Here is a 12,898-nt window from a genome sequence, read left to right on the forward strand (position 1 = left end):
CAACAGTATCACTGACCTCATATATCTATTTTTACAAAGCAGCGACACCTCCAGCCAACGTATATGGCTCAGACCTCCAATCACAGTTCAACAGGCGCAGAGAGTTTCATCTGCCCCTGCACTCTCCAGCGCCGGCCAAAAGTGACCGTTACTCAAACCACAGAAGCAATACCAGCAGCGTCTGAGCATCTGTCCACGATCTTCTGCAACAGTCCTGTGTCAAACAGGCGTTTGAGAATCAAACGAGTGTTTGATATGGTGCCGGCCATTATTAAACAGCCGTTTGAATTGAGATGCCCCCTATTACGACTCTTCCATCGGACTCTGTGCAGCAGCGCATTTTGCTCACCGCACTAGAGCTATTTGTCACCCGTGGCTTTGCAGGCACTTCGGTCAGAATGATTTGCGAGCAGGCAGACGTTAATGTCTCGATGGTCAAGTACTACTTCGGCAGCAAGGAAAAGCTCTATCTCGCTGCCATCGACTACGCCCGCAATAACGAGAATCAGCCCCTGGCAGAACAACGCATTGTCAACCAGCACCTGAGTGCCGAGCAGCGGCTCTATCAGTTCATTCTCTCCTTCCTGCAGAACCTGCTGCAGCCAACGCCCAATACCTATCTGACCAGGCTGATTGCCGGCGAGCTGACCAGCCCCACCAGTGCCTTGAGCAACATTATCGAGCAGGACATCAAACCTCAGCATCGCTACCTCGCCGAACTGGTGACGACGCTGGCGGGGCGCAGCCTCAGCGATGAAGAAGTACAGAAGATCAACTTCAGTCTGATAGGACAGTGCCTGTTCTACCTGAGTAACCGGCCCCTGAATGATGTGATTGCCCCGGGGCTCAGCTACGACGAACAGGGCATAGAACAGCTAGCGACCCACATTTACACCTTTACCCTCAATGCTATTCAGCACCACTGACGCAGGACTAATGATGAATACATGGATATTGACGCTGGTGCTGGCTGGCCTGACTATGATCGGCCCCTTTGCCACCGATACCTTTCTCCCCTCCTTTCCTGCCATTGCAAACCAGTTTTCCATCAGCATGACGCAGGTACAGCAATCGCTGAGCGTCTATCTGCTGGCGTTTTCCGCCATGAGCCTGTTCTACGGCACTCTGTCGGACTCCTTTGGCCGGCGCCCGGTGATTCTCGGGTCACTGATCCTGTTTACCCTTGCTTCCGTCGGAGCCGCGCTGTCACCCAGTTTTGAATGGCTGCTGGTCTGTCGTGTATTGCAGGGGCTGTCAGCTGGCGGCGGGCTGGTTATCAGTTTTGCCATTACCCGTGATCGTTTTTCCGGTGCAGAGGCACAGAAACTGATGTCGCACATCATGATGGTGTTTGGGCTGGCGCCTGCGGTGGCACCGATTGCCGGAGGTTTTTTGCAGCAGCATTTTGGCTGGCAGTCGGGCTTCTACTTCATGGCACTGATTGGCGCCCTGCTTCTGCTGTCCTCCGTTATCTGGCTGCAGGAAAGCCTGCCTGAAGCAGCACGTACCCCATTCCACCCGACGACCCTGACACGCAACTATCTGACGGCACTGACGCATCCACAGTTTCTGTTCAGAGCACTGGCGTACTCAGCGGCCTTTGGTGGCATGGCGATCTACATTTCTGCTGCGGCAAGCTTCGTCATGGATATCCTGCACAAGCCTGAAACCGCCTTCGCCTGGCTGTTCGTCCCCATGATTGGCGGCATGATACTGGGCTCGGCAACCAATGCCAGACTGGCTCATCGTGTTAGCAGCAACAGCCTGCTGGCACTGGGCCTCGGTGCCATGGCTGTGGCGACGCTGGCCAATGTCACCTATAACCGCTTTTTTGCTGCAGAGCTGCCCTGGGTGGTGCTGCCGATCATGCTATACACCTTCGGCCTGGGTCTGGCGCTGCCCATCATGAGTATGAAGACGCTGGATATTTTCCCCAGTCTGCGCGGTCTGTCTTCTTCACTGCTGAACTTCTTTCAGATGCTGGTGTTCTCGCTGATTTCCGGCATTGTCGTTCCGCTGGTCTTTAGCAGTGCGCTGCTCATAGCCTGTGCAATGCTGGGCTGCATGCTGGTCGCGCTGCTGTGCTGGGGCATCGCCCTGTTCCTGTCACGTCGGCACTAGCCATCGCTGCATACCCGCTCCCCTTTCTTATACCGCTCTTATTCAGACATGGCCTGCCGTAACCGCCGGGCCGCTTCCCGCATTAAGCCCCGTAACCAGAGAATGCCCAGATCGTTGTTCTGGTGCTTATGCCACTGCATGCATTCGTTAAGCGGTGGTATTGGCACTGGGGTCGGGAATACCCTGAGCGGCATGCCGCAGTTGATGGCCCTGTCGATTAACAGGCGCTGCAGGGTAGCGATCAGATCCGTGCCGATAATCACGCTGGGCAGGCAGGAAAAGCTGTAGGTCTGCACTTCTATGCGCCGGCGCAGATCAGAGCGCTCGTAATTATGTGTCTCAAACGACGGGTTGGAGTCCGGTGGCTGCATGATGGCATGGCCAGCCGAGATAAACCGCTCCAGCGTCATATCTCCTGTTGCCAGCGGACTGCCCTGCCACACGATGCAGGCCAGTTCATCGGTCAGCACCGATTCAGTCGGATGCTCGGAAGAGCAGAACACGTCAGGCAAAATAAGCATATCGGCCTCGCCCCGCTCCAGCTCTTTCTTCGGATCAATCACCTGTGGTACGAAATTGAACCGTACGCGGCTCTGCTGCTCGCGCGCTACCTGCATGGCGCTGGGCACCAGGGTATTGAGGATGAAGTCGGACACGCAGATACGAAAAGTGCGGTCAGTGGTCTGCGGGTCAAACTCTGGCTTCAGGGTAATCGACGCATCAATGCGCACCAGAATGTCTCTGACCGGCAGCTCCAGCTTTTCTGCCAGCGGCGTCAGCAGCATTTTGCGCCCCACCTGAGTCAGCAGCTCATCATTGAAGTAGCTGCGCAGACGTGACAGCGAATTACTCATGGCCGACTGACTGAGGTGCAGTTCTTCTGCCGCCAGACTGACGCTCTTTTTACGAATCAGCGCGTCAAGCGCCACCAGCAGGTTCAGATCAAGTTTGCGAAAGTGCATTTGTTGTTATTCCTTTCGGTGCCACCCTGCAATGCATCGATCTTAGCTATAGATCGAAAGACAACCATCGACAGGATCTATGGATCCATACGCTAGCCCGTCGATACGCATAGCACAAGACTATTCCCACCTCGCCGATGAATCGATCTCATCAATATATCCAACCCGTATTATCAATTTAAAAAATAGCCGGGCTTTGCTTAGGATGCCTCTATTCCTGCAGAGCGCAGTATTCACCAATAAGTCTATGGCGAATGTATTGCGCCACTCTGCGATATAAAAACAATTCTAATTCGGAGTCGGCTATGTTCCGTTATTTCCCCACCAATTACGTCTGGGATCTGTCCATCAATCTGGCTATCGAAATGGGAGCAAGAATTGGTGAAATAGAAGAGATGTGTTCTCCCCTGAAAGAATATGCCGACAAACCCGATGCTGCCGCCTCTCAGGCCTTTCGTCAGACCTGGGCCAAAATGGCCGATAAATTGTGCGAACTGGCAATTGAGGATGAACAACGCGGACGTCTTTATTCAGCGGCGGAGAAATACAATCGCGCCGCGATCTATTACCTCACCGCTGAGCGCCTGCAAGGCGCTAATTCAGCAGGCCGTGCAGAGCTTTACCAGCGCGTACAGACGACATTCCGCCGGGGTATCGAGCTGGGCGGCGAAAACTGCGAACGGGTCGAGATCCCCTATCAGGACAAACACCTTTCCGGTCTGCTGGTACGTGCCGAGAACGTGGAAGGCCCGGCCCCCTTGCTGGTGCAGCTCAACGGTCTGGATTCCACCAAGGAGATGAAATACCGCGTTGGCCTGCCGCAATGGCTGGCCAGACGCGGTATTTCATCGCTGATTCTCGACCAGCCCGGCACCGGCGAGGCTATCCGCCTGCAGGGGCTGCATGCGGTCTACAACACCGAAGTCTGGGCCAGCAAGGTGGTTGACTGGCTGGAGCAACGTGACGACGTCGATGCCAGCCACATTGGCTGCGAAGGCGTATCACTGGGGGGCTATTACTGCCCGCGCACGGTGGCATTCGAGCCACGCTTTGCCTGCGGTGTGGTGTGGGGCGCCAACCATGACTGGCGTGATGTACAGAAAAAGCGTCTGGCGCGTGAAGGCAGCTTCCCGGTGCCTCACTACTGGGAGCATGTGCGCTGGGTGTGGGGAGCAAAGGACATGGACGAGTTTATGGCCATCGCCGAAAACGTCCACCTCGATGGTGTCATCGAAAAAATCAAGGTGCCCTTCCTCGTTACCCATGGCAGCAAGGACTCGCAGATTCCGGTGCACTGGGCACAACGTACTTACGACCAGCTGATTAACTCGCCCAAACGTGAATTGAAAATCTTCACCGAACGTGAGGGCGGTGTGCAGCATTCCAGCTTCGACAATTCAGTGAATGCCGGTCAGTACATTGCTGACTGGGTCGCTGAGACCCTCGGTGGCCACACCGCATTGCCACCGCACTGAGCCACGCTCCGTTATCGCTGATCACGCCTGAACAGTGCCGCATCAATGTGGTACTGACAGGCGTCGTCACCCCATGCACTCCGATACCAAGAACAACAAGACGAGGTGGTTATGACCGCAGTTAACAAGGTGCTTATCGTTGGCGGTGGCTTTTCCGGCATTGCCGCCGCTATTGAACTACGCAAACAGGGTATTACCGTTGACCTGATCGAGCGCGACCCCGACTGGCGCCCCGAAGGCGCTGGTATTTCTCTGGGTGCTGCCACATTACGTGCTCTCAGCCGACTGGGGGTCTATGAGGCCTTCCAGCAGCAGGGTTTTACTTCGGAAGATGCCGATCTGGTCACGCCTGCAGGGCAAAAGATTGCCACCCTGTCCGTTGGCCCTGCGGTAGGCTCTGACATCAAGGGCGAAGGGGGCATTCTGCGCCCGGTACTGGGCAAGATTCTGGCAGACAAGGTGCTGGCCAGCGGTGCCGAGGTGCGTCTTGGTATCAGTTATCAGTCCATGGAACAGCAGGGTGACAGCGTTGCAGTCCAGTTCAGTGATGGCTCATCAGCCCAGTACGATCTGGTCATCGGTGCTGAAGGACTGCATTCCCAGCTGCGTCAGCAACTGTTCCCGCAACTGCCCGCGCCGGAATACGTCGGTCAGGGCGTATGGCGAGCGGTATTCCCGCGCCCTGCTGAGTTCCAGCAGACCCGGCTGTGGCTGGGCGACAGTATCAAGGTCGGTCTGAACCCCTGCTCGCAAGAGCGAATGTACATGTTCATTACCGAGATTCGCCCGACCCGAGAGCACATCGAGCCGTCCACCTGGGCGGACGCCATGGCCGCCCTGCTGCAACAGTTCCCCGACCCGTTCCTGCAGGCGCTGATCCCACACCTGTACGCGGACGACGCCCATATCGACTATCGCCCGCTGTTCAATCTGCTGGTGCCCATGCCTTGGAATCAGGGCCGTATTGTACTGATTGGCGATACCGTCGCCGCCACTACACCGCACCTCGCCTCCGGTGCCTGCATCGGTATTGAAAGCGGCATTGTGCTGGCTGAAGAACTGGGGCGCTGTGACTCATTACAGCAGGCGCTTGATCAGTTCCATCAGCGGCGCTGGGAGCGTTGCCGACTGGTGGTGGAGAACTCTGCCCGGCTGGCGCAGATCGAGATAACACACGGTGACAAGCGTGAACACGGGCAGATCACCGTCGAGTCTTTCAAGGCGCTGGCGCAGCCCATCTGACCTTTCCCCGTAACGGGAGCAACACGCACGTTATCGCGGCGCCTGTCGCTGCTCGCCTGAATAGAGGTTTATGCTATGAATATTATTGGTCTGGAGACGCTGGTATTCAGCGTCGAAGAGCTGGAAGCCTGCTGCGCTTTCCTCAGCGATTACGGCCTGCAATGTGTTTCGCAGTCCGCCAGCAGCGCACGCTTTGAGGCTGAAGACGGCACAGCGGTGGAAATTCATACCGACGATGTGGCGGGACTGCCGAAAACCGACATTCCCTCCCCTGCACTACGCGAAACCGTCTACGGTGTGGTCTCAGCCAGCGTGCTGGATGAGATCAGGCAGGAGCTGAGCAAGGATCGCGAGGTGCTCTGCGATGAAGACGGCACACTGCACAGTGTCGATGACGAGGGCTTTGCACTGGCATTCAAAGTCAGCCAGCGTCGCACTCTTGATTCACGACCTGATCTGACCAATACGCCGGGACACACCCCGCAGCGCCCGGTGAATCAGCCTGGGGTGGACCCACAACGTCCGGCCAGACCCCTGACCCTGTCCCACGTGGTGTACTTCGTCAATAACGCGGCCAAAGCCGAAGCCTTTTATGAACGGCTGGGCTTTCGCACCTCCGATCGCTTTGAAGGCGTCGGCCCCTTTATGCGTCCGGCAGGCAGCGATGATCACCACTGCCTGTTCATGATCGAAACGCCCCCCTTCGTCAGAGGATGTGAGCATTTCACCTTCCATATGGGCAGCGGCACCGAGGTATTGCAGGCCGGTACCCAGCTGGCCAGCAAGGGCTGGAACAGCTTCTGGGGCCCCGGTCGCCATATCTTTGGCTCCAACTGGTTCTGGTATTTCAACAGTCCGCTGGGTTGCCATATCGAATACGACGCCGACATGGACAAGCATGATGATGAGTGGGCCGCCCGACAGGCACCGCTGAGTGCCGACACCTCGCAACTGTTCCTGTTCACCGGGGCCGCCAAATGGGTGCCCGGTGGTCCGCCCCCCAAATCAGCCTGACAGCAGCCGCAGCCATGGCCCTGCAACGCCCCTTCAGATTGTGTTCACTGGCTGAACTGCACGCCAGCGAGGTCGCGGGATTCGACCCGCTGGCGCAGGGCAAGGATGCCCTGCTGGCACTGATCTGCGATGAGCAGGTGCATGCCTATCTTAATCGCTGCCCTCATGAGCCCGTGACGATGGAGTACCGCAAAGACAAATTTCTGTCTGGTAAAAGACAACACATCATGTGCTTCGCCCACGGCGCCCGTTTTGAAAAGGATACGGGCCTATGTATTCACGGCCCCTGTCTTGGGAAAAGCCTGCAGCGAATAACAACCCATATTCAGGACGGCGATATTTATATCGATCTTGAGGAGTTAATACAGGCATGAATACCCGCCGGGTAATTGCACGCGGTTATTCGGCATATCACTGAAGCCATTCACAAACCCGAAACCACAACAATAAAATCAAGAGGTTTAATCATGTCAGAGAAAACTGCGGGCATACCGCAAGCGTTTATTCTGTTAGCAGGCTGCTGCCTGCCTATTCTGGGCGCGGTATTACTCGCCCCCGTCCTGCCTTTGATGGAGCAGCATTTTGCTGATAACCCGCACGTCAGCACTCTGGTACCCATTTCCCTGACGATTCCGGCACTGATGATTGCCCTGTTCGCCCCACTCTCCGGCACAATCGCTGATCGCTTTGGCCGCAAACGCTGCCTGCTTATCTGCATCGGCTTCTATGCGCTGTGCGGCATCCTGCCGTTGTGGCTCGATTCGCTGGGTCTGATTGTGCTCAGCCGTGCCGGGATCGGTATTGCCGAAGCGGGCATCATGACCTGTTGCACCGCCCTGATGGGCGACTACTTTCATGGTCGGCAGCGTGAGCGCATCTTCGCCCTGCAAATGGTTGCCACATCGCTGTCTGCCGCCATCTTTATCGCGCTGGGCGGAGTACTCGCACAGCATGACTGGCGTATTCCCTTCTGGGTTTACAGCGCAGGTTTCATCTTTCTGCCTTTAATGGCGGCTCTGCTGTGGGAGCCTGCTGCACAGCAGGCGGATTCACATCCAGAAAATACCACACTGGCACCCATGCCCTGGCGGCCTCTCCTGCCCCTGTGTCTGCTCAGTCTGTTTGCCGGTATCAGCCTGTTTATCGTACCGGTACAGGCGGGCTATCTGCTGAATCTGCTGTCCGTTGATGACCCGGCCAAAATCGGTATGACCATGGGCGCCAATCAGCTCGGCGTTCTTATCGGCGCAGCCTCCTTTCGTCTGATCAGCCATTACCGTCGCAGCCTGGTGCTGATGGTGGCCTTTGCCATGACAGCCGCTGGCAGCCTGCTGATGGCCAGCGCGGCACAGCATCTGCTGCTGACACTGGCTGTCACCCTCAGCGGTATCGGCATGGGTGTCATGCTGCCGAGTCTGATCACCAGCATCATGGCGCTGGTGGACTTCGATCAGCGCGGTCGTGCTGCCGGCATGTTCAATGCCATGATCTTTCTGGGTGAATTTATCAGCCCCTTGCTGGTGCTCAGCATCACCCACGGCGTTACTGCCGTCATTCCCCATGCGCTGACCATTATCGCTGCCCTGCAGCTGCTGATCGCCATTCTGGTGGTCATCCGGGTATTGCCGGTGCGCTCGCCTGCCGTTGCTTTTGACTCCTGAGGAGCTGTTATGAAACTGGCCAGTCTGAAATCAAACTCATGCCGTGACGGACGCCTGATCGTCGTCTCCCGGGATCTGCAACGGGCGGCCTTTGCCGACGGCATCGCCTCGACGCTGCTGGATGCCATGGAGCGCTGGCAGCAGGTTCACAGCGAACTGAACGCGCTCTATGTGGCCTTGAATCAGGGTGATGTCGAGAGTTTCGCCTTTGATCCGCGTGCCTGCACGGCACCGTTGCCACGTACCTATCAATGGCTCGACGGCTCAGCATTTCTCAGCCATTCGGCGCTGATGCAAACCGCCTTCAACCTGCCAGCGATTGAGGGTATCGAGCAGATTCCACTGATGTACCAGGGCGCCGGAGATGACTTTATTGGCGGCTATGACCCCATTCCGTTGCCCAGCGAACAACATGGCATCGATTTCGAGGGTGAAGTAGCAGTGATCGTGGATGACGTACCCATGGGCTGCTCTGCCGCACAGGCGCTGTCTCATATCAGGCTAATCGTGCAACTCAACGACGTCAGCCTGCGCGCACTGGCACCGCGCGAAATGAAAACCGGCTTTGGCTTTCTGCAGGCCAAACCCTCGACCAGCTTCGCGCCGCTGGCCATAACCCCTGATGAGCTGGGTGAGCACTGGCACGATGGCCGCCTCACACTGCCACTGACCGTTCAATGGAATGGTGAGTGGTTTGGTAATCCGAGTGGCGCCGCGATGCAGTTTGGCTTTCATCAGCTGATTGCCCACGCTGCCCTGACCCGCAACCTGAGTGCAGGTACCCTGGTCGGCTCAGGTACGTTCTCCAACCCGGATCGCCGGGTGGGTTCTGCCTGCATTTCCGAGCGCCGCGCCATTGAAATGATTGCCAGCGGAGGCCAGCCCAGCACGCCCTTTATGGCTTTTGGCGACCGCATTCAGATGGACATCCGCGATGAAAACGGCCTGTCGCTGTTCGGCGGTATTGATCAGGAGGTGGTGCGTGCCTGCTGAGGCATGCCCCATCGCAATCACTTCTGCTGTCAATTGAGAACCACACCATGATGCCTTCCCCCACGCGTCGCATCGTCGACCTGTCCGTCACCCTGGAAAACAACCCCTACACCGATCCGCCGCCACTGCTGCCGAAGATCGAATACACCGATCACCAGCAGGGCTGGGCGGAAATGGCCGGCATGTTCCCCGGCCTCAACAAGGAAGATCTGCCCGGTGATGAGTCCTGGGCGGCGGAACGTATGGTCATTACCCCGCACAACGGTACCCATATGGATGCCCCCTGGCACTATGCCTCGGTCACCGATACGGCTCTGACAGAGGGAGGCCGGCCGGCTTACGGCATCGATGAACTGCCGCTGGACTGGTGTCTGCAACCCGGCGTGAAGCTCGACTTTCGCCATCTGCCCGATGGCTATGTGGTCACCGCCGCCGAGGTAGAGGCTGAACTGCAGCGTATCGGCCATCAACTGCAGCCGCTGGATATTGTGCTGGTCAACACCCGCGCCGGAGCGGTGTATGGGCAGCCGGGGTATCTGGAAGCCGGTATCGGCATGGGCCGTGAAGCAACCCTTTATCTGCTGGAACGTGGCGTGCGAGTAGTAGGCACGGATGCCTGGAGCTGGGATGCCCCGTTCAGGTTTACCCGCGAACGTTTCGCTGCCAGCGGCGATGCGTCACTGATCTGGGAAGGCCATAAGGCCGGTCGGGATATTGGCTATGGTCAGATGGAAAAGCTGGCCAATCTGGAGCAGTTGCCTGCCGATGGTTTTCTGGTGAGCTGTTTCCCTTACAAGATCAAGGGTGCCTCGGCAGGCTTTACCCGCGCCGTCGCGATCTTTGCTGAATAACCACTTGAACAGTACACCACATCAAACGTCATTTACCTGTGTTGCACTGATTGCGGATGGTTAACACCCATCCGTTTTTTTATCTCTGTACCTACTTTACTTTCCGCAGTCTGCTCGCTATTTACCCGCCACATCCTTCTTGCTAATGATTTCACTTTTTCCGTTTCTGGCGTTTTTATTCGGCATAAAAAAAGCACTGATATTTAGTCAGTGCTTTCAATAGGGAAATGAATATCAGATCAGTGATGTAGCGTATTAAAAACGCGTAGCGAAATTTAGCCAGAGATTTGCACCCTCAGCCCGATTTTTCACTTGGGTTTCTTTTTGATAGCTGACGCTCAGCTCGGCTCCGGTATTGAAACGCCAGTTAATCGAAGGGCCAAAGGCCAGTGCCTGCCCGCGGTTACCATCAGCGGCGACTCCCGCTCCCTTATCATCCGTTGTCTGCTTCAGCCAGTAGCCCGTCACGCCGAGGCGCAGACTGCGGTTAAGGTTGTAGCCAGCGGCATAGTCGACCACCAGCTCCTGGCCGGAACGGTAATCGGTATCCTTATTCTCGAAGTTGACGATATAGCGTGCTGCAGCACCTGCCTCCCAGCCGGGCTGCTGCATATCGACGTAGTGATACCCCAGCACGGGCTGCACTGACCAGTGATTCAGGCCGGGATTGGTCAGACGATGAGCGTCATAGCTGCCCGTCGGTGCCACGGTGTCGAGGCCAACCACATAGCTGTTCGGTCCGCGCTGCCAGTGCAAACCGGCGGTCAGTGTTATGTCTGCCAGCCCGCCACGGCTGTCCTGACCGCCAAACAGCTGAGTTTTCTGATCAATGACGTAGGGGGCGACCAGCTGGAACCACAAATCACCTCCAGCCGCTTTGGTTTCAGTTACTTTGATCAGCCTGCTGGTTTCTACCAGCACATCGACCTTGAAGCCGGCAGGAATATCTTTGCCATTGCCATCTTTCAATTTGTCGGCACTGTATTGGCTGGTTTGGAACATGGCATAAGTGCCCGCGAAAGGAGGAATAGCACCCGCATAGAATTGCGAGCTGCCTAATCCGTATTGGGTATTACCGTTTTCTGCAGAAAATACCGGGGTAGCCATCATTGCGGGCACGGCACCAGCAAGACAGCAGCATATTGCTACTTTTTTCATAAAGGATCTCTTTCATGGAGTTATTCTTATTCATGAACGGCAATAAAAAAGAGGATGGGGAATTAGCAATCATATTCGGTATGCAACACCGATTTTTCCTCTGACTTTATTGCGCTGCCTTGACAGGTTAATGGACTTGGCAATATGGATAAAAGCCATTTAATCAATGCAAGGTATCACTGTCATGGATAGATTGGCCTGAAACTCGGTCGCGAGTTCATGGCCGTTCCGGCACGGTCTGACCGACAGGTGACAAGCACACACACCCGCTTTGCTGCAGGACGTTTGGATCCATTACCTCCACGCCATTTTGCAAATATGTTTGCACAAAGGCGCCATATCTGTCTTGCCCATGACAGTCACCAACCCAAAAACCGCCTGAACAGCAGGTAAAAACATCAAGATAAGCAAATATTTTTGCATTAGATGATTTTATGGCACAGACCTTGCCCCTATTCCCTTCAAGGACAGTAGCTCTGTGCACATTGCTGTGCTTTCGCCTTTGTAATGCAAATATTTGTGCTTTATAAATAAATTGCGCAACGATGATTGCACAAAAACAAAGCAAAGCTGTTCGAAAACGCACCATTTGAACTCACTCTTTTGAGGAAACGTCGATGAGAACACTCGTAAAACTGCTCGCAGGCGCATTACTGACGTTCAACGTGGCCACTGCTGGCGCCAGCCAGCTGATCGTGGCGACCGATACCGCATTCGTCCCTTTCGAGTTCAAGGAAGGTGATCACTATGTCGGTTTTGACATTGACCTGTGGGATGCCATTGCCACGGAACTGAAGCTCGATTACCAGCTACGGTCCATGGACTTCTCCGGCATCATCCCTTCACTGCAGACCGGTCAGGTAGACGTGGCACTGGCCGGCATCACTATCAAGCCAGAGCGCCAGCAAGTGATTGACTTCTCTGATGGTTACTACGACAGCGGCTTTCTGCTGATGGTCCCTGCTGACAGCAAGATCACTGGTGCTGCAGATCTGGCGGGCAAAACTGTCGCCGTGAAGACAGGCACCTCGGCGTCTGACTATGCCGAGAAGAATTTCAAAGGCACTGAACTGCGCAAATTCCCCAACATCGATGATGCCTACCTTGAACTGCGCACCGGCCGTGTGGATGCCGCCATGCACGACACCCCTAACGTGCTGTATTACATCAACAAGGCAGGTAATGGTCAGGTCAAGGCGGTGGGTGAACAGATGATGGCACAGCAATACGGCATCGCCTTCCCCAAGGGCAGCGAGCTGGTGGCCAAAGTCAACAAGGTGCTGGCGGAAATGAAAGCCGATGGCCGCTACGACGCTATTTACGTCAAGTGGTTTGGTCAGAAAGCGCCCAAGTAATCACTGGCTGTAACAGCTGAACGGCCGCGTGCCTCAGCACACAGCAGGGTAGCCACGCAACCGGCT

13 protein-coding genes are annotated in these 12,898 nt (G+C 55.9%); 10 read left to right on the forward strand and 3 right to left on the reverse strand.

Annotated elements, in window-relative coordinates:
* Nucleotides 1-341: 341 nt before the first annotated feature.
* Nucleotides 342-926: a CerR family C-terminal domain-containing protein gene (locus QCD60_RS23700; protein ID WP_279789046.1), complete on the forward strand. Its 585-nt coding sequence runs from the start codon at nucleotides 342-344 to the stop codon at nucleotides 924-926.
* Nucleotides 927-936: 10 nt separating this feature from the next.
* Entirely contained in the window at nucleotides 937-2,121 is a 1,185-nt protein-coding gene (locus QCD60_RS23705) for a multidrug effflux MFS transporter (RefSeq protein WP_279789048.1), read from the forward strand.
* A 38-nt stretch (nucleotides 2,122-2,159) separates the two neighbouring features.
* On the opposite strand, the gene QCD60_RS23710 is transcribed toward QCD60_RS23705, so the two are convergent.
* Nucleotides 2,160-3,083, reverse strand: a complete 924-nt coding sequence (locus QCD60_RS23710; RefSeq protein ID WP_279789050.1) for a LysR family transcriptional regulator — start codon at nucleotides 3,081-3,083, stop codon at nucleotides 2,160-2,162.
* A gap of 305 nt (nucleotides 3,084-3,388) precedes the next feature.
* Between QCD60_RS23710 and QCD60_RS23715 the strand changes: the two genes are divergently transcribed.
* The 7 genes from QCD60_RS23715 (at nucleotide 3,389) to QCD60_RS23745 (ending at nucleotide 10,319) form a co-directional block, all read left to right on the forward strand.
* The gene (locus tag QCD60_RS23715) at nucleotides 3,389-4,558 is read left to right on the forward strand and encodes a prolyl oligopeptidase family serine peptidase (RefSeq protein ID WP_279789052.1); all 1,170 of its coding nucleotides are present in this window, start codon (nucleotides 3,389-3,391) and stop codon (nucleotides 4,556-4,558) included.
* A 111-nt stretch (nucleotides 4,559-4,669) separates the two neighbouring features.
* Nucleotides 4,670-5,800: an FAD-dependent oxidoreductase gene (locus QCD60_RS23720; protein ID WP_279789053.1), complete on the forward strand. Its 1,131-nt coding sequence runs from the start codon at nucleotides 4,670-4,672 to the stop codon at nucleotides 5,798-5,800.
* 75 nt (nucleotides 5,801-5,875) lie between these two features.
* The gene (locus QCD60_RS23725) at nucleotides 5,876-6,814 is read left to right on the forward strand and encodes a VOC family protein (RefSeq protein WP_279789056.1); all 939 of its coding nucleotides are present in this window, start codon (nucleotides 5,876-5,878) and stop codon (nucleotides 6,812-6,814) included.
* A 14-nt stretch (nucleotides 6,815-6,828) separates the two neighbouring features.
* Nucleotides 6,829-7,188 carry a Rieske 2Fe-2S domain-containing protein gene (locus tag QCD60_RS23730; RefSeq protein ID WP_279789058.1) on the forward strand — a complete coding sequence of 120 codons (360 nt, stop codon included), beginning with the start codon at nucleotides 6,829-6,831 and terminating at the stop codon, nucleotides 7,186-7,188.
* A gap of 93 nt (nucleotides 7,189-7,281) precedes the next feature.
* Nucleotides 7,282-8,475, forward strand: coding sequence for an MFS transporter (locus QCD60_RS23735; protein ID WP_279789060.1), 1,194 nt, complete (start codon nucleotides 7,282-7,284; stop codon nucleotides 8,473-8,475).
* Between the two features lie 9 nt (nucleotides 8,476-8,484).
* Nucleotides 8,485-9,468 (forward strand): fumarylacetoacetate hydrolase family protein, encoded by a 984-nt coding sequence (locus tag QCD60_RS23740; protein ID WP_279789062.1) that lies wholly within the window; start codon nucleotides 8,485-8,487, stop codon nucleotides 9,466-9,468.
* 47 nt (nucleotides 9,469-9,515) lie between these two features.
* A complete protein-coding gene (locus tag QCD60_RS23745; protein WP_279789064.1) occupies nucleotides 9,516-10,319 on the forward strand; it encodes a cyclase family protein in 804 nt (267 codons plus the stop codon).
* A 255-nt stretch (nucleotides 10,320-10,574) separates the two neighbouring features.
* Here the strand turns inward: QCD60_RS23745 and QCD60_RS23750 are convergent, their stop codons facing one another.
* On the reverse strand, nucleotides 10,575-11,477 hold the full coding sequence (locus tag QCD60_RS23750; RefSeq protein WP_279789066.1) for a transporter: 903 nt from the start codon (nucleotides 11,475-11,477) through the stop codon (nucleotides 10,575-10,577).
* A 217-nt stretch (nucleotides 11,478-11,694) separates the two neighbouring features.
* Nucleotides 11,695-12,066: a hypothetical protein gene (locus tag QCD60_RS23755; RefSeq protein ID WP_279789068.1), complete on the reverse strand. Its 372-nt coding sequence runs from the start codon at nucleotides 12,064-12,066 to the stop codon at nucleotides 11,695-11,697.
* A 28-nt stretch (nucleotides 12,067-12,094) separates the two neighbouring features.
* Here QCD60_RS23755 and glnH point away from each other — a divergent pair, with 28 nt between their 5' ends.
* Entirely contained in the window at nucleotides 12,095-12,832 is a 738-nt protein-coding gene (gene glnH, locus QCD60_RS23760; protein ID WP_279789071.1) for a glutamine ABC transporter substrate-binding protein GlnH, read from the forward strand.
* The last annotated feature ends 66 nt before the right edge of the window (nucleotides 12,833-12,898 follow it).

The organism is Pokkaliibacter sp. MBI-7, from assembly GCF_029846635.1.
GTDB lineage: Bacteria > Pseudomonadota > Gammaproteobacteria > Pseudomonadales > Balneatricaceae > Pokkaliibacter.

Bases quoted from the DNA above. Each gene is read 5' to 3' on its own strand.
- QCD60_RS23730 (WP_279789058.1), top strand. From the start codon at position 6,829: ATGGCCCTGCAACGCCCCTTCAGATTGTGTTCACTGGCTGAACTGCAC.
- QCD60_RS23715 (WP_279789052.1), top strand. From the start codon at position 3,389: ATGTTCCGTTATTTCCCCACCAATTACGTCTGGGATCTGTCCATCAAT.
- QCD60_RS23710 (WP_279789050.1), bottom strand. From the start codon at position 3,083: ATGCACTTTCGCAAACTTGATCTGAACCTGCTGGTGGCGCTTGACGCG.
- QCD60_RS23720 (WP_279789053.1), top strand. From the start codon at position 4,670: ATGACCGCAGTTAACAAGGTGCTTATCGTTGGCGGTGGCTTTTCCGGC.
- QCD60_RS23740 (WP_279789062.1), top strand. From the start codon at position 8,485: ATGAAACTGGCCAGTCTGAAATCAAACTCATGCCGTGACGGACGCCTG.
- QCD60_RS23755 (WP_279789068.1), bottom strand. From the start codon at position 12,066: ATGGTGCGTTTTCGAACAGCTTTGCTTTGTTTTTGTGCAATCATCGTT.
- glnH (WP_279789071.1), top strand. From the start codon at position 12,095: ATGAGAACACTCGTAAAACTGCTCGCAGGCGCATTACTGACGTTCAAC.
- QCD60_RS23725 (WP_279789056.1), top strand. From the start codon at position 5,876: ATGAATATTATTGGTCTGGAGACGCTGGTATTCAGCGTCGAAGAGCTG.
- QCD60_RS23705 (WP_279789048.1), top strand. From the start codon at position 937: ATGATGAATACATGGATATTGACGCTGGTGCTGGCTGGCCTGACTATG.
- QCD60_RS23735 (WP_279789060.1), top strand. From the start codon at position 7,282: ATGTCAGAGAAAACTGCGGGCATACCGCAAGCGTTTATTCTGTTAGCA.
- QCD60_RS23750 (WP_279789066.1), bottom strand. From the start codon at position 11,477: ATGAAAAAAGTAGCAATATGCTGCTGTCTTGCTGGTGCCGTGCCCGCA.
- QCD60_RS23745 (WP_279789064.1), top strand. From the start codon at position 9,516: ATGATGCCTTCCCCCACGCGTCGCATCGTCGACCTGTCCGTCACCCTG.